This window comes from Bradyrhizobium sp. BRP22, assembly GCF_020194175.1.
Lineage (GTDB): Bacteria > Pseudomonadota > Alphaproteobacteria > Rhizobiales > Xanthobacteraceae > Bradyrhizobium.
On record NZ_JADYVX010000007.1, the window covers coordinates 191,387 to 215,682 of the forward strand.

The 24,296-nt window shown below is 63.4% G+C and carries 21 protein-coding genes and 1 pseudogene; 11 read left to right on the top strand and 11 right to left on the bottom strand.

The window, feature by feature from the left end; translation table 11 throughout:
• The first annotated feature begins 8 nt into the window (after nucleotides 1-8).
• On the top strand, nucleotides 9-1,391 hold the full coding sequence (gene hflX, locus I6F35_RS12445; RefSeq protein ID WP_225117954.1) for a GTPase HflX: 1,383 nt from the start codon (nucleotides 9-11) through the stop codon (nucleotides 1,389-1,391).
• 171 nt (nucleotides 1,392-1,562) lie between these two features.
• Here the strand turns inward: hflX and mazG are convergent, their stop codons facing one another.
• Entirely contained in the window at nucleotides 1,563-2,393 is an 831-nt protein-coding gene (gene mazG / locus I6F35_RS12450; protein ID WP_225118039.1) for a nucleoside triphosphate pyrophosphohydrolase, read from the bottom strand.
• Nucleotides 2,394-2,520: 127 nt separating this feature from the next.
• On the opposite strand from mazG, the gene queC reads away from it, so the two are divergent.
• A complete protein-coding gene (gene queC, locus I6F35_RS12455) occupies nucleotides 2,521-3,234 on the top strand; it encodes a 7-cyano-7-deazaguanine synthase QueC (RefSeq protein ID WP_225117955.1) in 714 nt (237 codons plus the stop codon).
• Here the strand turns inward: queC and I6F35_RS12460 are convergent.
• Genes I6F35_RS12460 through nthA form a run of 3 tightly spaced genes read right to left on the bottom strand, consistent with a single transcriptional unit; the run spans nucleotide 3,231 to nucleotide 4,893 of the window.
• A complete protein-coding gene (locus I6F35_RS12460; RefSeq protein WP_225117956.1) occupies nucleotides 3,231-3,611 on the bottom strand; it encodes a nitrile hydratase accessory protein in 381 nt (126 codons plus the stop codon). The two genes, queC and I6F35_RS12460, sit on opposite strands and share 4 nt — an antisense overlap.
• The gene (nthB, locus tag I6F35_RS12465) at nucleotides 3,611-4,270 is read right to left on the bottom strand and encodes a nitrile hydratase subunit beta (RefSeq protein WP_225117957.1); all 660 of its coding nucleotides are present in this window, start codon (nucleotides 4,268-4,270) and stop codon (nucleotides 3,611-3,613) included. Before nthB ends, I6F35_RS12460 begins: the two co-directional genes overlap by 1 nt.
• The gene (gene nthA / locus I6F35_RS12470; protein WP_225118040.1) at nucleotides 4,267-4,893 is read right to left on the bottom strand and encodes a nitrile hydratase subunit alpha; all 627 of its coding nucleotides are present in this window, start codon (nucleotides 4,891-4,893) and stop codon (nucleotides 4,267-4,269) included. Before nthA ends, nthB begins: the two co-directional genes overlap by 4 nt.
• 162 nt (nucleotides 4,894-5,055) lie before the next feature.
• On the opposite strand from nthA, the pseudogene I6F35_RS12475 reads away from it, so the two are divergent.
• A pseudogene (locus I6F35_RS12475) lies at nucleotides 5,056-5,279 on the top strand (enoyl-CoA hydratase/isomerase family protein); the annotation flags it as partial.
• Between the two features lie 444 nt (nucleotides 5,280-5,723).
• Here the strand turns inward: I6F35_RS12475 and I6F35_RS12480 are convergent.
• From I6F35_RS12480 to I6F35_RS12490, 3 genes are read right to left on the bottom strand one after another with little or no spacing between them, the layout of a single operon-like run.
• Nucleotides 5,724-6,851, bottom strand: coding sequence for an ABC transporter permease (locus tag I6F35_RS12480; protein WP_225117958.1), 1,128 nt, complete (start codon nucleotides 6,849-6,851; stop codon nucleotides 5,724-5,726).
• A gap of 4 nt (nucleotides 6,852-6,855) precedes the next feature.
• A complete protein-coding gene (gene rbbA, locus I6F35_RS12485; RefSeq protein ID WP_225117959.1) occupies nucleotides 6,856-9,600 on the bottom strand; it encodes a ribosome-associated ATPase/putative transporter RbbA in 2,745 nt (914 codons plus the stop codon).
• Entirely contained in the window at nucleotides 9,597-10,838 is a 1,242-nt protein-coding gene (locus I6F35_RS12490) for an HlyD family efflux transporter periplasmic adaptor subunit (RefSeq protein ID WP_225117960.1), read from the bottom strand. Before I6F35_RS12490 ends, rbbA begins: the two co-directional genes overlap by 4 nt.
• Between I6F35_RS12490 and I6F35_RS12495 the strand changes: the two genes are divergently transcribed.
• Together I6F35_RS12495 and I6F35_RS12500 are read left to right on the top strand one after the other, a co-directional pair.
• Nucleotides 10,828-11,121 (top strand): hypothetical protein, encoded by a 294-nt coding sequence (locus tag I6F35_RS12495; protein WP_225117961.1) that lies wholly within the window; start codon nucleotides 10,828-10,830, stop codon nucleotides 11,119-11,121. The two genes, I6F35_RS12490 and I6F35_RS12495, sit on opposite strands and share 11 nt — an antisense overlap.
• Before the next feature lie 142 nt (nucleotides 11,122-11,263).
• On the top strand, nucleotides 11,264-12,103 hold the full coding sequence (locus tag I6F35_RS12500; RefSeq protein WP_225117962.1) for a universal stress protein: 840 nt from the start codon (nucleotides 11,264-11,266) through the stop codon (nucleotides 12,101-12,103).
• A 244-nt stretch (nucleotides 12,104-12,347) separates the two neighbouring features.
• Here I6F35_RS12500 and I6F35_RS12505 read toward each other — a convergent pair whose 3' ends face one another.
• Complete coding sequence (locus I6F35_RS12505; RefSeq protein WP_346283156.1) at nucleotides 12,348-13,478, bottom strand: histidinol-phosphate transaminase; 1,131 nt, start codon at nucleotides 13,476-13,478, stop codon at nucleotides 12,348-12,350.
• 510 nt (nucleotides 13,479-13,988) lie between these two features.
• Between I6F35_RS12505 and I6F35_RS12510 the strand changes: the two genes are divergently transcribed.
• Nucleotides 13,989-15,179 carry an LLM class flavin-dependent oxidoreductase gene (locus I6F35_RS12510; protein WP_225117964.1) on the top strand — a complete coding sequence of 397 codons (1,191 nt, stop codon included), beginning with the start codon at nucleotides 13,989-13,991 and terminating at the stop codon, nucleotides 15,177-15,179.
• A 45-nt stretch (nucleotides 15,180-15,224) separates the two neighbouring features.
• Complete coding sequence (locus I6F35_RS12515) at nucleotides 15,225-16,028, top strand: NAD-dependent protein deacetylase (protein WP_225117965.1); 804 nt, start codon at nucleotides 15,225-15,227, stop codon at nucleotides 16,026-16,028.
• A gap of 14 nt (nucleotides 16,029-16,042) precedes the next feature.
• On the opposite strand, the gene I6F35_RS12520 is transcribed toward I6F35_RS12515, so the two are convergent.
• Nucleotides 16,043-16,828: a ThuA domain-containing protein gene (locus I6F35_RS12520; RefSeq protein WP_225117966.1), complete on the bottom strand. Its 786-nt coding sequence runs from the start codon at nucleotides 16,826-16,828 to the stop codon at nucleotides 16,043-16,045.
• 177 nt (nucleotides 16,829-17,005) lie between these two features.
• Between I6F35_RS12520 and I6F35_RS12525 the strand changes: the two genes are divergently transcribed.
• From I6F35_RS12525 to I6F35_RS12540, 4 genes are all read left to right on the top strand, one after another.
• Nucleotides 17,006-17,536, top strand: a complete 531-nt coding sequence (locus tag I6F35_RS12525) for a CAP domain-containing protein (protein ID WP_225117967.1) — start codon at nucleotides 17,006-17,008, stop codon at nucleotides 17,534-17,536.
• Between the two features lie 337 nt (nucleotides 17,537-17,873).
• Nucleotides 17,874-18,893, top strand: coding sequence for a TRAP transporter substrate-binding protein (locus tag I6F35_RS12530; protein ID WP_225117968.1), 1,020 nt, complete (start codon nucleotides 17,874-17,876; stop codon nucleotides 18,891-18,893).
• A gap of 45 nt (nucleotides 18,894-18,938) precedes the next feature.
• Nucleotides 18,939-20,837 carry a TRAP transporter large permease subunit gene (locus tag I6F35_RS12535; RefSeq protein ID WP_225117969.1) on the top strand — a complete coding sequence of 633 codons (1,899 nt, stop codon included), beginning with the start codon at nucleotides 18,939-18,941 and terminating at the stop codon, nucleotides 20,835-20,837.
• 28 nt (nucleotides 20,838-20,865) lie between these two features.
• A complete protein-coding gene (locus I6F35_RS12540) occupies nucleotides 20,866-22,515 on the top strand; it encodes an acyl-CoA synthetase (RefSeq protein ID WP_225117970.1) in 1,650 nt (549 codons plus the stop codon).
• A gap of 171 nt (nucleotides 22,516-22,686) precedes the next feature.
• Here the strand turns inward: I6F35_RS12540 and I6F35_RS12545 are convergent, their stop codons facing one another.
• Both I6F35_RS12545 and I6F35_RS12550 read right to left on the bottom strand, forming a co-directional pair.
• A complete protein-coding gene (locus I6F35_RS12545) occupies nucleotides 22,687-23,499 on the bottom strand; it encodes an MBL fold metallo-hydrolase (protein WP_225117971.1) in 813 nt (270 codons plus the stop codon).
• Entirely contained in the window at nucleotides 23,496-24,287 is a 792-nt protein-coding gene (locus I6F35_RS12550; RefSeq protein WP_225118041.1) for a TatD family hydrolase, read from the bottom strand. Before I6F35_RS12550 ends, I6F35_RS12545 begins: the two co-directional genes overlap by 4 nt.
• Nucleotides 24,288-24,296 lie beyond the last annotated feature (9 nt).

The following is a 24,296-nucleotide window of genomic DNA, read 5'->3' on the forward strand; positions in this document are numbered from 1 at the left end:
TGAACTGATTGGAGCCCCGTAATCGTGAAGGGGCCGCCGACCGGCCACGGTCGGCGGAGGGAGTTCAGACGGGGCGGGTGATTGTCATCGGCCCCTATATGCGCATGCGCCGCGGTGAGCCCGAGGCGCAGGCGGATGCCTATGTCCGCGACTTCGAGGCGCGGATCGAGGAAGCGGCTGGGCTTGCGCGCGCCATCGACCTCACGGTGATCGATGCCGTGATCGCTCCCGTCAGCCAGATCAGGCCGGCGACCTATCTCGGCAAGGGCAAGGTCGAAGAGATCACTGGCCTTGTCGCCGGCCACAACATTGAGCTCGTGGTGATGGATTGCGCGCTGTCGCCGATCCAGCAGCGCAACCTTGAGAAGGCCTGGAACACCAAGGTGCTCGATCGCACCGGCCTGATCCTGGAAATCTTCGGCCGTCGCGCCAAGACCAGCGAAGGCGCGCTGCAGGTCGAGCTTGCGCATCTCAATTACCAGCGCAGCCGGCTGGTGCGGTCATGGACCCATCTGGAGCGCCAGCGCGGCGGCTTCGGCTTCATGGGCGGCCCCGGCGAAACCCAGATCGAGGCCGACCGCCGGCTGATCAGCGAGCGCATCACCAAGCTCGAAAGCGAGCTGAAGAAGGTGCAGGCGACGCGGCGATTGCACCGCGCCGGCCGGCAGCGCGTGCCGTATCGCGTGGTGGCGCTGGTCGGCTACACCAATGCGGGCAAGTCGACGCTGTTCAACCGCCTGACCCGTGCCGATGTCCAGGCTGCCGACATGCTGTTCGCGACGCTCGATCCGACCCTGCGTGCGCTGCATCTGCCGCATGGCGGCAAGGCGATGCTGTCGGACACCGTCGGCTTCATCTCCAACCTGCCGACGCAGCTCGTCGCGGCATTCCGCGCCACGCTGGAAGAGGTGCTGGAGGCCGACCTCATTCTCCACGTCCGCGACATTTCACATGAAGACGCCGAGGCCCAGGAGCGCGACGTCGAGGCGGTGCTGCGCCAGCTCGGGATCGATCCCGATGCCGATGGCGGTCAGCGCATCATCGAAGTCTGGAACAAGATCGATCGCTTCGATCCCGAGGAGCGGGCGAATTTGCGCAACATTGCCGCCCGCCGTCCGCCGGAGCGGCCGGCCTTCCTGGTCTCGGCCTGGAGCGGGGAGGGCGTCGACGAACTGCTCGCCGCGATCGAGGATCGGCTGGCGGCCAAGCGCCTGACGCTGGATCTGTCGATCGACGCCGCCGACGGCGCCGGCATCAGCTGGCTGCACCGCAATTCCGAGGTGCTCGACAAGAAGCTGCACGACGGCCGCTTCGACATGACGGTCCGTATCGACGAGACCAAGCGCGATATCGTCGTCTCACGTTTCGACGCCGTGCCGCACGTTCTCTGACGTCGCCCCGGCGAAAGCGCGTAGCTACGGACTCGCCGTCATTGCGAGCCAACGGGTCGCGCGAACGCGCGCCCGATGACAGGCTCCGCGAAGCAATCCATGCCGCCACTTGCGGAGAGATGGATTGCTTCGTCGCTTCGCTCCTCGCAATGACGGATGGATTAGCCTGGCTTACGCCCCATCCGCGCTACGTGCACCTTTCGCCTCGTTCCACAGCGCGTCCATCTCCTCCAGCGACGCTTCTCCAAGCGCTCGTCCCTTCGCCTCGAGCGCTCGCTCGATATAGGCAAAGCGGCGCTCGAATTTGGCGTTGGTGCCGCGGAGCGCGGTTTCCGGATCGGCACCGACGTGCCGCGCGAGATTGACCACGGCGAACAACAGGTCGCCGGTTTCTTCCGCCAGCTCGTCGGCATCGGCGCCGTCGAGCGCGGCCTCGATCTCGTCGGCCTCTTCGCGGATTTTCTTCAGCACCGCGCGCGGATCGTTCCAGTCGAAGCCGACGGTGGAGGCCTTGCGCTGCAGCTCCATGGCGCGGGTCAAGGCAGGCTGGCCGGCCTTGACGCCGGACAGCAGTGATTTGTGCGCGACTTCTTCCGGCGGCCGGCGCGCCGCACGCTCGGCCTTCTCCTCGGCCTTGATGCGATCCCAGACTTCCTTGACATGGGCGGGGGCGAGATTGCCGTCCTTGTCGGCGAACACGTGCGGATGCCGCCGGATCATCTTCCTGGTGATCGCCTCGACGACGTCACCGAACGCAAAGGCGTTCTGCTCCTCCGCCATGCGGGCGTGGAACACGACCTGCAGCAGGAGATCGCCCAGTTCTTCCCTGAGATCGTCAAGGTCGCCGCGGGTAATGGCGTCAACCACTTCATAGGCTTCCTCGATGGTGTAGGGCGCTATCGTCGCAAAATTCTGCTCGAGATCCCAGGGGCAGCCGGTCACCGGGGTGCGCAGCGCCGCCATGATCTCGATAAGGCGTGAAATGTCGCGGGAAGGGGTCATGCGGGCACCGGAAATCTGCTTGTCCCGCTTTATGCCGTAAGCGACGGCCGTATCCCAGCGGAACGCGGCGAAATATGCCGATTTCCACTGGTTGGCGGCCATCTCAGGCGGTGCTAAAGCGCACGCCATGAGCGACAATTTCTCGTCTGAAACCGCGCTGGTGTTGTTCTCCGGCGGGCAGGATTCCACCACCTGCCTTGCCTGGTCACTCGAGCAGTTCGCGCGCGTCGAAATGCTCGGCTTTGCCTATGGCCAGCGCCACGCGATCGAGCTCGATTGCCGCGAGCGGCTGGTTGCGGGGATCAAGGCACTGCGGCCGGACTGGGCTTCAAAGCTGGGCGAGTGTCACACGCTGGAAATCCCGACGCTGGCCGAAATCTCCGACACCGCGCTGACGCGCGACGTTGCGATCGCGATGGGCGCGGACGGCCTGCCCAATACCTTCGTGCCGGGCCGCAACCTGGTGTTCCTGACCTTCGCCGCCGCGCTGGCCTACCGGCGCGGCATCCGCCACATCGTCGGCGGCATGTGCGAGACGGACTATTCCGGCTATCCCGATTGCCGCAACGACACCATCAAGGCGCTGCAGTCGGCGCTCAGCCTCGGCATGGCCAAGGATTTCGAACTGCACACACCGCTGATGTGGCTGAGCAAGGCCGAGACCTGGAAGCTCGCCCTTGACCTCGGTGGCACCGGCCTGGTCGACCTGATCCGCGAGCACTCCCACACCTGCTATCTCGGCGACCGCGGCGCGCCCCACGATTGGGGCTACGGCTGCGGCGAATGCCCGGCGTGCACGCTACGGGAGCGGGGATGGCGGGAGTATGTGGCCAGCCGCTAGCCCGCAAAGTCCTCTGGCCGCAGTTCGATCGGCTTGCCGTGCGGGGTGCGGTCGGCGGCGTGGTCCCAGGCGTTGCGGTAGCGGTGCAGGGTCTCGGTGGTGGTGACGCCTTTTTCGGCGATCAGATGTTCCAGTGTCGCGAGCCAGTGGTGGTAATAGGTCTCGCCGGTGTCAGGGTCACCTTCTGCCTGCGCGCGCTTGATCTGGTCGGCGAGGGCTGCCGCCCATTCGCGCCACGTGAACAGGCCGCGCTCGTGCAGCGTCAGCGCCATCGCAAAGGCCTGCGCCTCCCAGGGTTCGCGGAACACCGGGCCTTCATCGTCGCGCGGGATGCTCGGCACGGCGGCCGTGGCGCGCGCGGCAGCAGCGCTATCCATCAGGCCGGCTCCAGATATGGCTCGAAGGCGTCGACCGAAATCTTGACGGTCGGATCGGACTCCGGTCCCCACAATTCGGGCCCAGCGAACACCACGGTGTAGAGCCACTGCGGGTTCTCGCCGGCTTCCATTGCGGCCGAATCCGGAAACACGTGACAGCCATGGTCGCGCTCGACCACGCCGACATGGCCGCGCACATAGCGGGGCAGCCGCGTGTGGGTGAGGGGATGGATGTTCTTCGCGCGCACCTTGTCGCCCGGCTTGAACTTCGCCGGCGCCGACGCCGCGCGACCGAACTTGCCGCGCACCATCACGCGCTCGACGTCATCGAGCGCGAATTTGCCATGCTTGAGCGGCTTCGGCGGCTGCACCGCATGGCCGGCCGCGACTTCCTCTTTTGCGATGAACCCCTTCTCCAGCAGCAACTCCTCGAGCCCGAGCAGCCACTTCTTGTAGTAGGAACTGGCAAGGTAGACGTGCGGCGGCAAGGTTTCGCGATAATAGCGCGAGGTGTCGATGTTGAAGGCACCAGCGGCGCCCATGGCGCGCACCATCGCCATCACCCGCGCTTCCCAATCTGCATGGAACATCGGCTCGTTCGGTTCGGGCTCGACCTTGCCGAACCCGTCCATGCCGCCCATGTCGTGCACGCCGTTCATGACGGCGCTCCCGGCTCTTTCGGAAATCCAGTGCCGATCATGGAATCGCGCGTGACGAGGTCGGCAAGCTGCGCCTCGCTCCAGCCTTCCGTGCCTTCAGGGCGCATCGGCAGCACCAGGAAGCGTGTCTCGGCGGTCGAGTCCCAGACCCGGATTTCGGTCTCCTTCGGCAGCGTCACGCCGAAATCGGCGAGCACGCCGCGCGGGTCTTTCACTGCGCGCGAGCGATAGGGCGCGGCCTTGTACCAGACCGGTGGCAGGCCGAGCATCTCCCAAGGGTAGCAGGAGCACAAAGTGCACACGACCATGTTGTGGCGATCAGGCGTGTTCTCGACCACGACGAGATGATCGCCGACGCGGCTGACATGGCCGAGGGTGCCGACGGCCTTGGTGCCGTCTTCGAGCAGCGCCTTCTTGAATGCAGGATCCGTCCAGGCTTTGGCGACGACCTGCGCGCCGTTGTGGGGGCCGATCCGGGTCTCATAGGCCTGGATGATGGCGTCCAGGGCGGCCGGCTCGACATAGCCCTTCTCGGTCAGGATCGTCTCGAGCGCGCGCACGCGCAGCTCGGTCTCGGACAGTTCCGAATGGTCGTGGTCGTGATGATGATCGTGATCGCTCATGGCGGTGAAGATAGGCGAAGAAGCCGGGGTATGTCGAGGCATAGAGACAGCCTGTTTGAGCATGATCTCCGCGCAAACGCTTTGCGTTTGTCGCGAGGGAAAACCGGTTTCCACTTTTCCGGATCATGCTCTAGCATTTTCGGCCATGACAGGGAGGCAATCGTGGCGGAATACGTAAAAATCGAAAAAGGCCTGGGTCCGGAAGGCCGCATCGCGGTCGTGCGCTTCGACCGCGGGGACGGAATCAACGCGCTGTCGCCGGAGGCGCTTCGCCAGCTCACCGACGCCGGAAGCCGCGGTTCAAGGGACGATAGTGCCTGCCGTTATCGTCGCGCTCCCGTCGTCGTATGCGCGTCCGCAGCCATTTCGAGGCAGGTCTCGAGCTCGACATAGCTCGGCGTACCATCGATGCTGGATTCGCTGATACATGTCGCCTTGTCCTGCGTCGTGAACTTGCTCCATTGTCCGGCCAGTTGCGTTCTGGCCTGCTCTTCGGCCTTCACGCATGACGCCAGGGTTTCTCCGCCCCCCACCGTCTCTGCCGTTTCGGCCTTGCAGATGCGGGCGACGTCGAATTTGGGCACCGGGTCCGCTGCATGAACGCCGTGTGATGCCGTGATTGAAACGGCCGCGCCGAGCGCGGCAAGAATGATGGATTTGCGCATGTTCGACCTCCGGTCGCATCGATCATCGTTAGACAAGCTCGTTCGATGTTGCCGAAGATCAAGCCGCCGGCCGAGCACGTGAACGTGATCGTCCGAAGCCCCGCGTGGAATGCGGCTATCCCGCAAAGCCTGGAGATGTTCTAGGCGGGCGGGCGCGGTGCGTCTCTAGCTTGACGCCGAACTGAGCGTGGACCGGAAGCGCAGCAGCGACAGCATCAGGAACAGCGAGGCGATACCGGCAACGGCGAGGAATTGCGGCCACACCACATCGAGGCCGGCGCCACGATAGAGGATCGACTGCGCGAAGGAGACAAAGTGGGTCGAAGGCGATGCCTGCATCACGGTCGCGAGCCAGGTCGGCATGCTCTCCAGCGGCGTGGCGCCACCCGACAGGACGTTCATGGGGACGGCGACCAGCATGTAGAGCAGGCCGAGCTGCGGCATCGATCGCGCAACCGTGCCCAGAAACAGCCCGATCGCGGTCGCGAAGAACAGATAGAGGATCGTTCCAAACATGAACAGCGGGATCGAGCCTGCGATCGGGATTTTCAGGAGCAAGCGGACCACCAGATAGAGCGACAGCGCAACCGCGACCGCGATGACGAAGCCGTTGGCCCAGATCTTCGACATCGCGATCTCGAACGGGCTGAGCGGCATCACCAGCAGATGATCCATCGTGCCGTGCTCGCGCTCGCGCACCAGCGCTGCGCCGGCGAGGATGATCGCGAGCATGGTGACGCTCGAAATGATGCCCATGACGCTGGAGAACCAGGCGGTCGTCACGTTGGGATTGAACGCGATCCTCACCGCCAGATTGACCGGCGATTCCGGCACGCGCTCGACCTGCGACACGAACTGGGCGATCTCGGTGTTGATGATCTGTTGCGCGTAGCCCGATCCCAGGCCGGCCTGGATCATCGCGGTGGCATCGACATTGATCTGCAGCCCGGGCTGGCGACCCGCCAGGACGTCGCGCTGGAAGTTCGGGGGAATGTCGATGACGAAGGTGTATTTTCCTGTGTCCATCAGGTGCTCGATGTCGGCCTGCGCGATCGCCACCGGCTCCTTGAAATAGGGCATCAGGAACGCATGCGTGATCCGGCGCGACAACTCCGAATGATCTTCATCAACGATCCCGATCGAGGCATGGAACACCTCCTGGGAATTGCTTTGCGCCTGGCTGATCACGGCAAGCGAGAACGAGTAGATCACGAAGCCGAGCAGCACCCAGTCGCTGAAGAAGCTGCGCAGTTCCTTCGTGCCGAGCCAGAAAATGTTGGAAAGAGAGCGCATGGCCTCATCGCTCCTGCTTTGGAAGCAGCACCATGCTGAGCACCGTCAGCACGGGGACGAAGACGAGCAGCATGAGGATGCTCGAACCGAGATCGGCGAGGCCAAGTCCCTTGGTGAAGGTGCCGACGCTGATCGGACGATAATAGCTCATCGGGAAGCAAAGGCCGATGAGCTGCGCCGAACCGGAAAGCGAGGATACGGGCGTCATCATGCCCGAAAATTGCTGGGCCGGCAGGATGGTGAGGATCGCGGTGCCGAACAACGCAGCGATCTGGGTCGTGCAGAAGGTCGAGATCAGCATGCCATAGCCGGTCGTCGTAAAGACGTAGATGGCCGTGCCGGCCAGCAGCGCAACGAAGCTGCCCTTCAGCGGCACGTTGAAAATGAACACCGCCATCGCGAACATGATGATGAAATTGATCAGCGCGACCGCCACGTAAGGCAGCTGCTTGCCGACGAGAAATTCCAGCCGCGTCACCGGGGTGACGTAAAGATTGGTGATCGAGCCGAGCTCCTTCTCGCGAACCACCGCGAGCGCCATCAGGATCGCCGGAAACAGCGCCAGCATCATCGCAAGTGTCGAGGGCACCATCGCGTAGATGCTGTCGAAATCCTGGTTGTACTTGAAGCGGACTTCGATATTGGCGGGCAGGGGCGCGGCCGCCACCGTCGTCTTCAGCACGGGATTGCTAAGATAGAGCTGGTGCATGCCTTGCAGATAACCCCTGATGGTCGAGGCGCGGAACGGCATCGCGCCGTCGATCCATGCGGACACATAGGCAGGCCGCCCGCGCTTGATATCGAGGCCGAAGTTCGGGGGAATCTCGATGCTGACGCTGATATTGCCGTTCTTCAGGCGCCGATCGAGATCCGCATAGTCGGTCAGCGCAGGCTTTTCCACGAAGTAGGGCGATCCTCTCAGCTCGGACAGATAGGCGCGACTTTCGGGCGTCTGATCGCGGTCGAGCACGGCAAAAGTGAGATTGTTGACATCGGCCGAAATGCCGAAACTGAAGACGATCATCAGGAGCGCGGTGCCGAACAGGGCGAACATCAGCCGGATGCGATCGCGCATCAGCTCAAGGCCCTCGCGGATCGTGTAGGCGAACAATCGCCGAAAGCTGAAAAAGCTGCGCCTGCCGTCGCGGCGGGCCGGCTGGTTCGGCCCGGCGGCTGTTGCCTGCGGCTGGTCGAGGGTCAGGGCCGAAGGCGTGCCCGGCTTTTCCTGCTCGAGGAAACCGATGAACGCCTCCTCGAGGCTCCGGGCGTTTCTCGCCTTGATCAGTCCGGCCGGTGTGTCGGTGGCGAGCACGCGGCCTTCGTGCATCAGCGACAGCCGATCGCAGCGCGCCGCCTCGTTCATGAAATGCGTCGAGACGAAAATGGTGATCCCTTGATTGCGCGACAGGTCGATCAGAAGCTGCCAGAACTGGTCGCGCGCCAGCGGGTCGACGCCGGAGGTCGGCTCGTCCAGGATCAAAAGGTCTGGCTTGTGGACGACGGCGACCGCGAGCGACAGCCGCTGCCTGATCCCGAGCGGGAGCGAGGAGGCGAGGTCATCGAGATAGTCGGCGAGATCGCATTTCACGATCAGCTCCGCGATGCGCGCCTCGGCAAAAGAGGAAGGCAGGTGAAACAGGCGCGCGTGCAGCACGAGGTTCTGGCGAACCGTGAGTTCCCCGTAGAGGGAGAAGAATTGCGACATGTAGCCGACATGGCGGCGCGCTTCGAGATCGCCGGCGCGCAGCACCTCGCCGAAGATCAGCGCCTCGCCCTCGGACGGCGGCAGGAGCCCGGTGAGCATCTTCATCGTCGTCGTCTTGCCCGATCCGTTCGAGCCGACGAAGCCGAAGATCTCGCCGCGGCGGATCGTGAAGTTCACGCGGTCGACGGCCGTGAAATCGCCGAACCGGCAGGTCAGGTCCCTGGCCACAATGACGGGCTCGGCGTGACCGTCGAGCGGCAGACCGATCGGCTTTTCGTTGCCGGTGCGCTGTCGCTGCGGGAGCAGGGCGACGAACGCGTCTTCGATCGATTCGGTGCCGGTCTCTCGTTTGAGATCCGAGGGCGATCCGGTCGCGAGAATCTTTCCCTCCTTCATCGCAAACAGCCAGTCGAAGCGCTCGGCCTCTTCCATATAGGCGGTGGCGACGAGCACGCTCATTTTCGCGGTGCGGCCACGTATGCGGTCGATGAGATCCCAGAACTGGCGGCGTGACAGCGGATCGACGCCGGTCGTGGGCTCGTCGAGAATCAGGAGATCGGGATCATGGATCAGCGAGCAGCAGAGCCCGAGCTTTTGCCGCATTCCGCCCGACAGCTTGCTGGCTGGGCGGTCAGCGAACGGTGCAAGCCCGGTGCTTTCCAGGAGCTCATTGATGCGCCACTCGCGCTCCTTGCGCGACTGCTCGAACAGCCGGGCGAAGAACTCGACGTTCTCCTTAACGCTCAGGTCCGGATAGAGATTCTTGCCGAGCCCCTGCGGCATGTAGGCGATGCGCGGACAGATCAGGGCGCGTTCCGCGGCCTTGGCGATGTCGGTGCCGAGCACGGCGACCGCGCCCTCCTGGATTTTCCGCGCGCCCGCGAGGATCGCGAGCAGGGAGGATTTGCCGACGCCGTCGGGCCCGATCAGGCCGACCAGGCGTCCGGCGGGAATGTCGGCCGAGATGCAATCGAGCGCCGTCACTGAACCGTAACGATGGGAGAGAGCCCGAACGATCGCGACCGGATCGTCGCTGCCGTTCATGGAGCACCCTGCAGCTTCGCCGGCCACGCGATCGCGGGATCCCAGCGAACATAGGCGACACCGGGCAGGCCGCTTCTGACCGCATCCGCACGCGCAAGCAGGCGTTCCGGATCGATGCGGACCCGGATGCGAAACATCAGCTTGTCACGCTCGGTCTTGGTCTCCACCGTCTTCGGCGTGAACTGCGCCTGGCTGGCGACAAAGGAGACCTTCGCCGGGATCGGGTGATCGGGGTAGGCGTCGAGCACGATGCGGGCGTCGGCGCCGACCTTGACCTTGCCGGCTTCCGCCGTCGGCAGGTAGACGTCCATGTAGACATAGGTCAGATCCAGCATCGTGAAGACCTTGCCGCCGGCCGCACGGACTTCGCCGATATTGGTCAGGCGGTACTGGATCCGCCCCGACTTCGGCGCCACTAGGGTGTTGTCAGCGATCTGTACCCTGTAGAGACCGGCATCGTGTTGAGCGGCTTCGAGTGCGTGCTGCGTTTCGAGCACCTTGGCTTGGGCGGCGGCAAGCGCACCGTTGGCGGCGTCGAGCAGTTGCCTGCGCTGATCCAGCAATTCCTTGGTCGCCCACCCATTTTTGTGGAGGTATTCCGTTCGCTGGTTTTCCTGCTCGGCCAGCGTCTTCTGGGCCTGCTGCTGGCTAAGCACGGCCTGGGCTTCCTCGATGGCTCGCTGCGCCTGCCGGCCCTGCGCCACCGATTTCGAGAGCGACTGCTCGAGATCGCGCGTATCCATCCGCGCCACGACCTGTCCGGGCGCAACCATGTCGCCGATATCGGCCAACAGTTCGTACACACGCCCGGCATATTTCGTGCTGATGTCGATTTCGTCGGCTTCGATACGACCGTTGCCGACGCTGATGCCGACAGGAAGCGGCGGATGCATTTGCTTCCAGACATAATAGCTGCCGCCACCGGCGCCGAGCGCAACGAGGAGGAGCGCCGCCGCGATCCGCAACCCGCGCCCTTTGCCGTTTGGGCGGACCGGCACGGGCAGATGCTGGGAGGCGGGAGCAGGCGCGGGCCAATGAGACGCATCAGGCGCGTGCGTGCCTCCTTTGATCTCTTCGATTTGATCTTGCATCGGTCGGTGCCTTAGGGTTGTAGAACGTGTCGTCAGTTTGCACCGCCGCATCCGCAGGCTGTTGACGTAACGCAAATTCCATTGCCGGATGGCATTGGTTGCAGGTTCAAAGCCAGACCGGCGCACCGGCGCGTCGATGCCCGCCACAAAATTGATCTCGCTCAACGCGCGCCGCGGCGAATGCCTCATGTTGCGTTCGATCGCGCAACGAAACGGCGCGCTTTTCGATCACCGAGGACAAGCCATGGCTGACAAGAAGAACGTGATTGCCGGCGAACCCGGAACTGTCACCCCAAAAAGCCTCCAGGCCAGCGACACGCAGGCAAAGGAAAAGGGCTGGGTTCTGGATTGTCTGGAAGATGACGAAGTTCGAGAAGCGCTGAACCGCCTCCATGCCCGCGACGAGCGAACGGCTCCCTCGCGAGGTTGAGACGAAGACCGTCGCGCGAGGCCGTCGATGGGCATCGGTGATCGGCGTGCTCCTGGCCTCAACGCAGCGGGCGTGATCCACCTCAACGGCTATTGTCCTGACCCGCGCTACGCGTTTTTATCAATTCGCTGGGGAGTTTTCCGTGCCGCTGAGAACGATAGCCGTCTTCTTCGATCCGTCGCCCGCCGGCGAAGCGCGTGCGGACTATGCCGTCAAACTCGCATTCCGTCACCGCGCGCATCTGGTCGGAATCTTCGTGGTGCCATTTGGCTGGGACGGCAATCCATCCGAATCCTTCGTTCGAGGACAGGCCGCGGTTCGCGAACTGATCCAACGTCATGCGGCAAGCGAACTGGCCGCGACGAAGGCCGCGAGCCAAAGCTTTGCGGCCGTCTCCTCCCGTGAGGACATCAGCTACGAATTTCGCTTCCTCCGTTCCGGGGAGGCCAATGACGAGTCGATGCTGAACGCGCTTCATTCCGACCTCGTGATTGTCGGCAGTCCGCGATCGGGCGGCTTGCCGCAAGAAAGGTCAGCGGAATCCCTGCTGCTTGCGGCCGGTGTACCCATTCTTCTGTTGCCCGATCATTGGCGTGGGACGGCGGCCGAGCACATCGTGATCGGCTGGAACGCCAGCCGCGAGGCGCGCCGTGCCATCGCTGATGCGCTTCCGCTGCTTGCAGCCGCGCAATCGGTAACCGTCCTCCTGGTCGATTCCCACAAGAATGCCCGCCATGGCCAAGAACCCGGGGCCGATGTGGGGCTGTATTTGTCCCGTCACGGCGTGAAGGTGGCGGTCGAGCGGATCCAGTCCAACGGCGCTCCGGTGGCGGATGCGATCCTTGGTTTTGCCAAGCGCCATGCCAGCGATCTGATCGCTGTTGGCGCCTACAGCCATGCGCGAACCGCCCAGATGATCTTCGGCGGCGTGACCCGCGCTCTGCTGCGGGACGCAACCGTTCCGCTGTTGCTCGCGCATTGAGGCCGCAACTAACGCTGAAAATCGCAACCTCTGCGTCACCGATTCGATGACGCGGAACGCAGGCGAAATCTGACGCTGCAGCTCTTCGCCCTCCGGCGTCAGGCGGATGCCGAGCTTGTCCCGCTCGAACAGACGAAAGCCGAAAAAATTCTCCAGCGTCTGGATAAGGCGGGGTCGAAGGATTGCAGACCTTTCAGAACATCAAATATGTGAGTGAGCATCGGCCTCGGGCCTGACGGAGGGCTCAGGTCGAACGCAGCAGCTCCGCGACAGCCCGCCGGGCGATCGCGTTTTCCTCGGGCAGGCCGATCGAAATGCGTACCCATGTCTCGAGCGGCGGAAAGCTGCGGCCGATCTCGATGCCTTGCGCTGCGAGCGCGGACGCAACCACCTGATGTGGTCGGCCGGAGTCGAAGAAAACAAAATTGCCATATGACTCCGTGAAGCGGACCTTTCGCTGCCGGAACAGCTCGTGCCACGCATCGCGCTCGGCCGTGACCTTCGCGCGAACGGACGGGATGTAGTCTGGATCTTGCAGACTGGCGTTTGCCGCAACGAGGCTGAGCTGATTGAGGCCGAAGAAGGCGCCGATGCCGAGCTGCTTTAGGGACTTGGCCAGCTCGGCGGGCGCGAGCGTGTAGCCGATGGCAAGGCTCGCAAGCCCGTAGATTTTCGCAAATGTCCTGAAGACGGCGACCTGATCGCCGTCGTTGACGAGGCGCGCGACGGTTCGCTTCTCGAAATCCGGCGTGAATTCAAGATAGGCCTCATCGACGATCACCAGCGTGCGCCTGGAGAGTTCGTGCACGAAGTCGATGAAATGCGCAGGCTCGCTCACCGTGCCGCTCGGATTATGCGGATTGACCAGATAGACCGCGCGCGTGCGCCCATTGACCTTGCCGGCGATGGCAGGGAGATCGTTCTGAAGCTGGTCGTTGAGGGGAACACCGACGACGATGCCGCCGGCGGGGGAGACGGCATCCACCAGCGCGGTATAGCCGGGTTCGGAATAGACGAACTCGCCGCCCGGACCACCGCGGGCCGACAGATAGAGGCCGAGCACGTCGAGGATCTCGCCAAGCACGACCTGATCCGCTGCAACATTCTCGCGCATGGCAATCGTCTGCGTCAGTTCGCCGAGCTCATCGCCGGTATAGCGGCTGAGACCGGTGAGATGCGCCTTGATCGCTTGCAGCGCCAGGGGTGAGGGACCGAACGGGTTTTCGTTCAACGAGAGGCGAATTCGGTCAGGTTTTGATGCATCGGCCATGGCTGGATACAAGAGACTGCTGGCTGCGGCGGTACTGATCAGCAGCCAATCGCGTCGAGAAAGCTCGGTCAGGGTGCTGCTCCGTACGATGGATAGCGGTCGCATGAACTGCGCCTGCGACGACCGACTATAAGCGACCAACAGGACGATCGAAAACACGTCAGATTGCACCGTCGCGCGATTGTTACGCTCGGTGAAGAGGGACGGTCCCTTAGCCAAGCATCATACGACGGACTCCAAGCAGCATCACCAAACTTGTTTTCTCATTGGAGAGGCGCAGAGAACAAATTCAATGTCGTACGGCCAAAAATGGATTTTGCGACCATCGAATTGTCGGCCGTATTCTGCGAAGTTGTCAGTCGAGTTATCGTGATTGGCTGATCTCATCGTCATGACAGATGCGTCACTGCCCCAGATCTCGGGAGTCTCGTCGAGATCCCGGCTTCGGGCGCCATCGGAAGTCTGCACGGCGGCACGGCAACTGGCCGAACGAGGCGAATTGCAGCACGACGTCCAGTACGAAGGCACGACATTGCTCGACAATCCGGGCCTGGCGCGGCCGCGACCGGGCGCTTGGCGCAGCCGCGCGACGGAGCGCAGGATAAGGGAATCGGCATGACGATAGTCCAGAAGCCGGGCGGGATCGTTGGATGGCCGATCTTTCCAAGTCCGACGCAATTTCCTGACAGCCCGCTGTCGAAATCGCTCCAGCAGCCGCTGCTGCTCGGCCTGTTCCTGCCGATCCAGGCGGGCGGCTGGAGCGCCTCGACCTTGCCGCGATCGACCACGTGGACCTTCGACTATAACCGCGATTTGACGCTGAGCGCCGAGGCGTTCGGGTTCGATCTCGTCTTCGCGTTGTCGCAATGGCTGCCGAAAGGCGGCTACGGCGGCGTGTTCACCGGCGAGGCGCTCGATTCCTTCATGACCACGGCATCGCTCGCGGCGGTCACGTCGAAGATCATGCTGATCTCGACGATCCACGTTCTTTACGGCCCGATCCATCCGCTGCATCTCGCCAAATATGGTGCGACGCTGGATCATGTTTCGGGGGGACGCTGGGGCATCAACGTCGTCACCGGGCATCGCGCGATCGAGCACGAAGCCTTCGGCTGGAACCAGATCGAGCACGATCGCCGCTACGAGTTGGCGGCGGAATTCATCGAGGTGCTGCAGCGGCTGTGGAATGATAGCGAGAACTTCTCCTTCTCCGGCAAGTCGCCGTGGCGATTGAGCAATGCCTTCGTCACGCCGAAACCGCGGTTCGGCCGGCCTGTTCTCGTCAATGCCACCGGCTCGGACGCCGGCATCGCATTTGCCGGCCGCTATTCGGATATCGTCTTCATCACCAGCCCCGCCGGTTCGTCCTTCGAGAGCGCGATCGAGGCGCTTCCCGCCCATGCGCAACGCGTCAAGCAGGCCGCGATCGATGTCGGGCGCGAGGTGCGGACGCTGCTCAATCCGATGGTGATCTGCCGCCAGACCGAACGGGAGACCTGGCAGTATCACGATGCTATCGTCGATCACATCGACCCAGTCGCCAGCATGCAGAATTTTGCCAGCGACGCGCACGCCTGGAAAGGCCGGGTAGGGCGCGATGCGCCGAAACGGCGGGCAATCGGCGGCAATATCGAGGTGATCGGCACGCCGGAGCAGGTGGTCGATCAGTTCCTGCAGCTCAAGAAGGCCGGGATAGACGGTCTTCAGCTCAGCTTCTTCGATTTCAAGCCGGACCTCGACTTCTTTGGCCGTCGCGTGCTGCCGCTGATGGAGCAGGCGGGTCTGCGCCTGCCCACGATAGCCTAGCCGCCACTGGCGCCAGCGACACTGGTGCACTAGATAGTGGCGGCAATGCAGAACCGTGCGCTTGAAGACTTCATCGACCGTCACTCACGTCTGTTCGTTCTGACGGGGGCAGGCTGCAGCACAAATTCCGGCATCCCCGATTATCGCGACCGCCACGGCAACTGGAAGCGCACGCCGCCGGTGACCTACCAGGCCTTTATTGGCGAGCACGCCACCCAGCAGCGCTATTGGGCACGGAGCCTGATCGGGTGGCGGCGGTTTGGCAGCGCGTTGCCGAATGATGCCCACCATGCGCTGGCCAGACTGGAGGCGAACGGGCGGAGCAAGATCCTCCTGACCCAGAACGTGGACGGGCTTCACCAGATCGCGGGCAGCAAGCAGGTCATCGACCTGCATGGACGACTTGACACGGTGCGATGCCTCCGATGCGCGTCGACGACGCCGAGGTCGACCTTTCAGGACGAACTGGCACGCCTGAACGGCGGATGGCTCGCTCTGGAGGCCGCGGATGCTCCCGACGGAGACGCCGATCTTGAGGAGGATTTCTCGAGCTTTGTCATCCCGTCCTGCCAATCGTGCGGCGGCGTTCTCAAGCCGGATGTCGTCTTCTTCGGCGAGAATGTTTCGCGCGACATCGTCGCGACCGCCAAGAGCCATCTGGACGAAGCCGACGCCATGCTGGTGGTCGGTTCCTCGCTCATGGTCTATTCGGGCTTTCGGTTCGTGCAGATGGCGGCTCAAAAGGGCCTGCCGATCGCAGCCATCAATCTGGGCCGGACCCGCGCCGATCACCATCTCACGCTGAAGGTCGAAGATCGCTGCGAGGCCGCGCTTGCCTTCCTGCTGTGAGAAATCCAGCGAAGCTACGGTGATCTCCCGATAGACCAAAGGATGGCGTTCACAAGGAGGCGCTGAAATCGAGCGTCACGCCATACCGAGGCCTCGTGGCCCAGCGCCGTATAGAACACGCGCCCCTCGCCGTAAGATCGGGTCCAGGCGAGGGGCCAGCCATAGGATCGTTGATGCACGCCCGCCTTGCCAAGCTCCACCGAGTTTGGGTCGAGGCGCAGGAGGACGTGCGAGTTCCGATCGTCGAAGTCCCTGATCTGGTAGATCTCATCCTCGATTTGCAGGGTATCGCCGAGATCCGTCACCAGAGCATTACGGGGATCAACGACCTGGATCGTCACGGCCTGATGCCATCGATGACCATCGAAATAGCCGCCGATCAGATCAAGATAGTCCGGCCAAGTGTAGAACGTGTCCGTGGCTGAATGGACACCGAGGAAACCGCCGCCCGAGCGCACAAAACCAAGGAGGGCCGTTTTTTCAGCGTCGCTCATTGGGAGCTCTCCCGTGGTGTAGAACATCACTGCGGCATAGCGCCTGAGATTCTCGATCGAAAAGGCAGACGGGTCTTCGCTGGCCGTGACCTCAAAAGCTCCGGAACTCGCTCCAAGCTGTGTCAGGATTGACTTGGAAAGCGGTATGACTTCGTGCCGGTAGCCGGCGGAGAGTGTGAAATAGAGGATGCGCGCTGGCTGGCGCTCCGCACGGGCGCCGAGCGGTTGAATGGCTGCCGCGCTGCCGAGAAGCGCTATGAACTCGCGTCGCCTCACCGTCACCCACTGCTGCGTTGTCTTGCCCACGCTAGCATTTGGCGGCGCGATCGTGGCGCATGCGCCGTCCAGCGATCGCCTTGCTGCCGCCTGCGTTAACGTGTATCGACATCGCGCTCCCAAGATCAGCAGCCTGGCATAACAAAACCAATGACTTATGGGTTTGTCTGGTTGTCATCCCCCGGAAATCCTTTTTTCGGAACATAGATGAAACTCCTGGTTTCGCTCTGCCTTTGGCTAGCCGCTTGCTGCTATCCGGCAATTGCTCGAGCTGAATCTCCCGCGGCGATGATTTCGGGCTATCGCGCTCAGCACGGGGAGGGCCGTGTCGTCCTGGATGCGACGCTCACGCGAATTGCGCATGAGCAAGCCGCAGCGATGGCGGCAAAGGACCGGCTCGACCATGATGTCCTCGGCCCATTCAACTCCCGCGTCCGGCCGTCTGGCGCAGGCCGCGCGGCAGAAAACATCGCCTACGGTTATGACAGCTTCCCCAAGACGCTCGACCAGTGGATCAATTCGTCGGGACACCGACGAAATCTCCTGTTGCACAATGCCTCGCGTGTTGGCGTCGCCAGTGTCAAAAGTTCGACCGGGCGCACCTATTGGGCCATGGTGATTGCGGGCGATTACGAGCGTCCCAAGCCGTCGAAAGGCTCAAAGCAGGCAACGGTGACCAAGCGCAAACCCCGCGCTGTGGAGAGCTGTCGTCTGAAGATCCTGAGCATGTGCCTCTGATCTCGGAGGCGGCGGCAGCTATACCAGCCGCATGTCGCGACCGCCAACATCGAATTCGCATAAGGTATATTATGGAATATTTTTATATACAATCAGATCAAAGCTTTAGACGAAACTTCTCGCAGAACGCCGGTCTGCGGCTCCGCGGCGGGTTTGCCGTTCGCGGGCTCCTCCGTGATCACAACCGGTCATCTGCGTGTGAGCATCCGGCCATCCCACGCTCTGTCTGAAAGCCGATATTGCCGCCGGCCCCAGACGCTGCAATAAGCGCCGGCGAGATCGCTTGCCGACCCCTGCGGCACGGACAACAACAAGCCTCATAAAGGGAGAAAACCAGATGAGCTTTTCACGACGCGCGCTACTGAAGGCATCGGCTGCCTCGGCCGTTTTGGGCGGCCTTGGCGCGCCATTGGTGGCCCGCGCGCAGACGGCCGAGTTCACCTACAAATACGCCAACAACCTCCCGGACAGCCATCCCATGAACGTCCGCGCCCGCGAGATGGCGGCGGCGATCAAGACCGAGACCAACGGCCGGTTCGACCTGCAGGTTTTCCCCAACAACCAGCTCGGCTCCGATACCGACGTGCTGAGCCAGATCCGTTCCGGCGGCGTCGAGTTCTTCACGCTGTCCGGCCTGATCCTGTCGACCCTGGTGCCGGCAGCGTCCATCAACGGCATCGGCTTCGCTTTCCCGGACTATGACACGGTCTGGAAGGCCATGGACGGCGGGCTGGGCGCCTATGTCCGCGGCGAGATCAAGAAGGCCGGCCTCGAGGTGATGGAGAAGATCTGGGACAACGGGTTCCGCCAGACCACGTCGTCGACCAAGCCGATCAACGGGCCGGAGGATTATAAAGGCTTCAAGATCCGCGTGCCGGTCTCGCCGCTGTGGACCTCGATGTTCAAGGCGTTCGACGCCGCCCCCGCCTCAATCAATTTCAGCGAGGTCTATTCGGCGCTGCAGACCAGGATCGTCGAGGGCCAGGAGAATCCGCTCGCGATCATCTCGACCGCCAAGCTCTACGAGGTGCAGAAGTACTGCTCGCTGACCAACCACATGTGGGACGGCTTCTGGTTCCTGGCCAACCGCCGCGCCTGGGAGAAGCTGCCGGAGGACGTCAAGACCGTCGTCGCCAAGAACGTCAATGCGGCCGCCGTCAACGAGCGCGCGGACGTCGCCAAACTGAACGCCAGCCTGCAGCAGGAATTGGCCGGCAAGGGCCTCGCCTTCAACCAGCCCAGCATCACGCCATTCCGCGAGAAGCTGCGCGCCGCGGGCTTCTATGCCGAATGGAAGGGCAAATACGGCGACCAGGCCTGGGAGCTGCTGGAGAAATCCGTCGGCAAGCTGTCGTAAGCACGCAGCGCGCCAACACAACAATCTCTAGTGCAGGGGGCCGTGATGGCTCATGCCGAACTGAGCGAGATCATGGCCGGCGAGGCGGATCACCCCCCTCGCCGCCGTTCATTGACCGAGTCGGTCGAACATGCGCTCGGACGGCTGGTCGAGATCCCGGCGGCGCTGCTGGTCGTAGCCGAGATCGTGATCCTGTTTGCCGGCGTGGTCGCGCGCTATGGGCTGCACAGCCCGCTGATCTGGTCGGATGAACTGGCCTCGATCCTGTTCCTGTGGCTGGCGATGCTGGGCGCTGCGGTTGCGTTCCGCCGCGCCGAGCACATGCGGATGACTGCAATCGTCGCCAATGCGCGTCCGGCGATGCGGGCCTATCTCGATCTGGTGGCGACCGCCGCGGCGCTGGCGTTCCTGCTTCTGATCGCGTGGCCGGCTTACGAATACGCCTACGAGGAAAGCTACATCACCACGCCGGCGCTGCAGATCCTCAATAGCTGGCGGGCGGCGGCGCTGCCGACCGGGATCGGCCTGATGGCGCTGTTTGCGCTGCTGCGGCTGGCGCGCGCGGCCAGGGCGCGGACGGTGCTGGCCGCAATCGCATCGGTGGCGATCGTGATCGCCGTGTTCTGGCTGCTCAAGGGTGCCTTGAAGCCGCTTGGCAATCTCAACCTCGTCATCTTCTTTGTCGGCGTCACCGGTTTCTCGGTCTTTGCCGGCGTGCCGATCGCGTTCGCCTTCGGACTTGCGACCTACGGCTACCTCGCGCTGACCACCTCTACGCCGCTGATGGTGCTGGTCGGCCGCATGGACGAAGGCATGAGCCACCTGATCCTGCTGTCGGTGCCGCTGTTCGTGTTCCTGGGGCTTCTGATCGAAATGACCGGCATGGCGCGGGCGATGGTCGCGTTCCTGGCGAGCCTGCTCGGCCATGTGCGTGGCGGGCTGCATTACGTGCTGGTCGGCGCGATGTACTTGGTTTCAGGGATTTCCGGCTCCAAGGCTGCCGACATGGCGGCCGTCGCGCCGGTGCTGTTTCCCGAGATGAAGGCGCGCGGCGCCCGTCCCGGCGATCTCGTTGCCCTGCTCGCGGCGACCGGCGCCCAGACCGAAACCATCCCGCCGAGCCTCGTACTCATCACCATCGGCTCGGTGACCGGCGTCTCGATTGCCGCGCTGTTCACCGGCGGCCTGCTGCCGGGCGTCGTGCTGGCAATCACGCTGTCCATGCTGGTCTGGTGGCGCTACCGCAAGGAGGATTTGCAGCATGTGAAGCGGGCGAGCGGCGCCGAAATCCTGCGGGCCCTCATCATCGCCCTGCCCGCGCTGGCGCTGCCTTTTGTGATCCGCTACGCCGTTGTCGAGGGCATCGCCACCGCGACGGAAGTCTCGACGATCGGCATCGTCTACGCCTTCACCGCCGGCTTCTTCATCTATGGCCTGTTGATCTACCGCAATTTCGACTGGCGCCGGCTCGTGCCAATGTTGGTCGAGACGGCATGCCTGTCCGGGGCGATCCTCCTGATCATCGGCACGGCGACCGGGATGGCCTGGGGGCTCACCCAGTCCGGTTTCTCCCGGGCGCTTGCCGCGGCCATGACCGGCCTGCCCGGCGGCTCGGCGAGTTTCATCGCGGTGTCGATCCTGGCATTCGTGATCCTCGGCAGCGTGCTCGAAGGGATACCGGCGATCGTGCTGTTTGGACCATTGTTGTTTCCGATCGCGCGCGCCGTCGGCGTGCATGAGGTGCACTATGCCATGATCATCATCCTGGCGATGGGCATCGGATTGTTCGCACCGCCGTTCGGCGTCGGCTATTATGCGGCCTGCGCCATTGGGCGCGTCGATCCGGCGCAAGGCGTGAGGCCGATATGGGGCTATCTTCTGGCGCTGATGGTCGGCCTGATCATCGTCGCGATCTTCCCGTGGATTTCCATCGGGTTCCTGTGAGACTTTAAATCTTTAATGGGACAGAGCCATGAGCGCAGCCCAGAACCAGTACAATATCGGATTGGACAAGACGCCGGCCAACTACGTGCCGCTGACGCCGCTCAGCTTCCTGGCGCGTTCGGCCGCGATCTATCCGGACCACATCAGCACGGTCTATGAAGGCCGCAGCTTCACCTGGGCCGAGACGTACGATCGCTGCCGGCGCTTCGCGTCCTATCTCGCCAGCCGCGGCATCGGCGTCGGCGACACGGTGGCGGCGATGCTGCCGAACATTCCGGCGATGAACGAACTGCATTTCGCCGTGCCGATGACCGGCGCAGTGCTGAATACGCTGAACATCAGGCTCGACGCCCCATCGATCGCATTCCAGCTCGATCATGGCGGCGCCAGGATCATCCTGGTCGACCCCGAATTTTCGGGCGTCATTGCCGACGCCCTGAAGCTGATGAAGGGACCTAAACCCTTCGTCATCGACGTCGACGACGCATCATTCGGCGCCGGCAATCGCATCGGTGAGATCGAATATGAAGCGGCCCTCGCGCTGGGCGATCCCCATTTTGTCGAGCGGCGGCCCGACGACGAATGGGAAGCGATCGCGCTGAGCTATACGTCGGGCACCACGGGCAATCCCAAGGGCGTGGTGACGCATCATCGCGGCGCCTATCTTAATGCCGTCAGCAACATCCTGGCGGGTAATCTTGGCCAGCATCCGGTGTATCTGTGGACGCTGCCGATGTTCCACTGCAACGGCTGGTGCTTCCCTTGGACCATGGCGGCAGCCGCCGGCGTCAACGTCTGCCTCCGCAAGGTCGAGCCCACCAGGATCTTCGAGCTGATCGCCAGACACGGCGTCACCCACATGTGCGGCGCTCCGATCGTCTATAACGTGCTGATCAACGCGCCCGACGCGCCGAAGGGGGCGCACGCAAGGCCCGTGATCGGTTTGATCGCAGGCGCCGCCCCGCCGGTCGCGGTGCTCGAAGGTGCCGAGCGGATCGGCATCAAGCTCACCCATGTCTATGGCCTGACCGAGGTCTATGGCCCCGCTTCCGTCTGCGCCGAACAGCCCGGCTGGGACGAACTGCCGCCCGCGCAGCGCGCGCAAATGAAGCGGCGGCAGGGCGTGCCCTACCCGCTGGAGGAAGCCGTCACCGTGCTCGATCCGAAGACGATGCAGCCCGTGCCGCGCGACGGCGAGACCATCGGCGAGGTGATGTTCCGCGGCAACATCGTGATGAAGGGCTATCTGAAGAACGAGAAGGCGACACAGGAAGCCTTCGCCGGCGGCTGGTTCCACACCGGCGATCTCGGCGTGCTCGACGAGCACGGCTACGTCATCATCAAGGATCGCTCGAAGGACATCATCATCTCCGGCGGCGAGAACGTCTCCTCGGTCGAGGTCGAGGACATCCTCTACAAGCATCCCGCCGTGCTGTTTGCGGCGGTGGTCGCCAAGCCCGATGCGAAATGGGGCGAAGTGCCCTGCGCCTTCATCGAACTGAAGGAAGGCGCGAGCGCCACCGAAGCCGAGATCATCGCCTTCTGCCGCGATCAGATGTCCGGCTTCAAGACGCCGAAGGCGGTCGTGTTCGGACCGATCCCGAAGACCTCGACCGGCAAGATCCAGAAATTCATGCTGCGCGACCAGGTCGGCTCGGCGAAGGCGATCACGGCGTAGCCGCGACCACCGCCGTCATTGCGAGCGAAGCGAAGCAATCCACGCTTCCGCTTGCACCTGTGGTTGGATGGATTGCTTCGCTTCGCTCGCAATGACGGTAGAGACTGGCGTCATAGCGTGCCCACCACCGCGAGCACGGCACTTGATGGTGGGCACGGCGCTTGCGCGCCTTTACCCACCCTTCGTCTGTGCCAACACCAGCCGCATCCCGTCATAGGCCGGCACCACGCCGGCGGGCAGGCTCTGGCGCAGCACCTCGTAATCGAGATCGGCATGCATGTTGGTGATGACGGCGCGCTTCGGCTTGAAGCGGTCGATCCATGACAGCGCGTCGGCCACGCTGAAATGGCTGGAATGCGTCGCATAGCGCAACCCATCGACGATCCAGAGATCGAGGTTCTGCAGCGCCGGCCAGCTCGCTTCGGGGATGTCGTGGAGATCAGGCGTATAGGCGGCGCCTCCGACGCGAAAGCCAAGCGCGGGAATCCTGCCGTGCTGAACCAGGAAGGCGGAAAGCTTGAGCGGACCACCCTTCCCTTCGGTGGTGTGATGCTCGCCCGCCTCGATCGAATGACGCGTCAGGATCGGCGGATAATCGCTGCCCTCGGGCGAGATGAAGCAATAGGAGAACCGCGCCATGATGTCCTTGGCGGTCGACTGGTTGAAATAGACCGGGATGCGCCGGCGCTGATGCAGCACCACCGAGCGAAGGTCGTCGATGCCATGGGTCTGGTCCGCGTGCTCGTGCGTGAGGAATACCGCGTCGATGTGATCGACCTCGGCGTCGATCAGTTGCTCGCGCAGGTCGGGCGAGGTGTCGATCACGATCCGCGTGGTCCCGTGCGCGCCGTTGCGCTCGACCAGCAGCGAGCAGCGGCGGCGGCGGTTCTTCGGATTGTTCGGATCGCAGGCGCCCCAGCCGAGCGCCGGGCGTGGCACGCCGGCGGAGGAGCCGCAGCCTAAAATCGTCAATGTGATCGTCATGCCGCCTCTTTCGGAGCCGGCACTTTCGAGAACAGCCGGAAGAAATTTTCGGTGGTCTGCCGCGAGATTTCCTCGAGCGAAACCCCGCGGGTTTCGGCCAGGACCTTGGCGACCTCGACCACGTAGGAGGGCTCGTTGCGCTTGCCGCGGAATTTGCCGGGCGCGAGATACGGCGAGTCGGTCTCGACCATGATGCGATCCGCAGGCAGTTCGGCCGCGAGCGCTCGCAAGCTTTCCGATTTCTTGAAGGTCAGGATGCCCGTGAACGAGATCGAGAGCCCAAGCTCGATGGCTTTCATCGCCAGTTCGCGCCCGCCGGTGTAGCAATGCAGCACCGCCTTGAACGGGCCCTTTGCCACCTCGTCTTCCAGGATGCGGCCGCAATCCTCATCTGCCTCGCGGGTATGGATCACGAGCGGCAGGCCGGTGGCGCGCGCGGCGGCGATATGGGCGCGAAAGCCTCGCTCCTGCGCCTCGCGCGAACCGTGCTGGTAGAAGTAATCGAGCCCGGCTTCGCCGAGTGCCACGACCTTCGGATGCCTGGTCAGCTCGATCAGTTCGGCCGGCGGGATGCCGTCTTCCTTGTCGGCCTCATGCGGATGCGTGCCGACCGAGCAATAGACGTTGGGAAAGCGCTCGGTGATCGCAAGCAGGCCGTCGAGCCGCCGCACCCGGGTCGAGATCGTGACCATGCGTCCGACGCCCGCGTTCTCTGCGCGCGCGACGATGGCGTCGAGATCCTCGGCCAAATCCGGAAAATCCAGGTGGCAATGGCTGTCGACCAGCATGTTCTTCCA

What these genes read in the sequence shown, in the direction of transcription:
- mazG (WP_225118039.1), bottom strand. Translation starts at nt 2,393, where the DNA reads ATGACCCCTTCCCGCGACATTTCACGCCTTATCGAGATCATGGCGGCG.
- queC (WP_225117955.1), top strand. Translation starts at nt 2,521, where the DNA reads ATGAGCGACAATTTCTCGTCTGAAACCGCGCTGGTGTTGTTCTCCGGC.
- I6F35_RS12460 (WP_225117956.1), bottom strand. Translation starts at nt 3,611, where the DNA reads ATGGATAGCGCTGCTGCCGCGCGCGCCACGGCCGCCGTGCCGAGCATC.
- nthB (WP_225117957.1), bottom strand. Translation starts at nt 4,270, where the DNA reads ATGAACGGCGTGCACGACATGGGCGGCATGGACGGGTTCGGCAAGGTC.
- nthA (WP_225118040.1), bottom strand. Translation starts at nt 4,893, where the DNA reads ATGAGCGATCACGATCATCATCACGACCACGACCATTCGGAACTGTCC.
- I6F35_RS12480 (WP_225117958.1), bottom strand. Translation starts at nt 6,851, where the DNA reads ATGCGCTCTCTTTCCAACATTTTCTGGCTCGGCACGAAGGAACTGCGC.
- rbbA (WP_225117959.1), bottom strand. Translation starts at nt 9,600, where the DNA reads ATGAACGGCAGCGACGATCCGGTCGCGATCGTTCGGGCTCTCTCCCAT.
- I6F35_RS12495 (WP_225117961.1), top strand. Translation starts at nt 10,828, where the DNA reads ATGCCCGCCACAAAATTGATCTCGCTCAACGCGCGCCGCGGCGAATGC.
- I6F35_RS12505 (WP_346283156.1), bottom strand. Translation starts at nt 13,478, where the DNA reads ATGCGACCGCTATCCATCGTACGGAGCAGCACCCTGACCGAGCTTTCT.
- I6F35_RS12510 (WP_225117964.1), top strand. Translation starts at nt 13,989, where the DNA reads ATGACGATAGTCCAGAAGCCGGGCGGGATCGTTGGATGGCCGATCTTT.
- I6F35_RS12515 (WP_225117965.1), top strand. Translation starts at nt 15,225, where the DNA reads ATGCAGAACCGTGCGCTTGAAGACTTCATCGACCGTCACTCACGTCTG.
- I6F35_RS12525 (WP_225117967.1), top strand. Translation starts at nt 17,006, where the DNA reads ATGAAACTCCTGGTTTCGCTCTGCCTTTGGCTAGCCGCTTGCTGCTAT.
- I6F35_RS12530 (WP_225117968.1), top strand. Translation starts at nt 17,874, where the DNA reads ATGAGCTTTTCACGACGCGCGCTACTGAAGGCATCGGCTGCCTCGGCC.
- I6F35_RS12535 (WP_225117969.1), top strand. Translation starts at nt 18,939, where the DNA reads ATGGCTCATGCCGAACTGAGCGAGATCATGGCCGGCGAGGCGGATCAC.
- I6F35_RS12540 (WP_225117970.1), top strand. Translation starts at nt 20,866, where the DNA reads ATGAGCGCAGCCCAGAACCAGTACAATATCGGATTGGACAAGACGCCG.
- I6F35_RS12545 (WP_225117971.1), bottom strand. Translation starts at nt 23,499, where the DNA reads ATGACGATCACATTGACGATTTTAGGCTGCGGCTCCTCCGCCGGCGTG.
- I6F35_RS12550 (WP_225118041.1), bottom strand. Translation starts at nt 24,287, where the DNA reads ATGCTGGTCGACAGCCATTGCCACCTGGATTTTCCGGATTTGGCCGAG.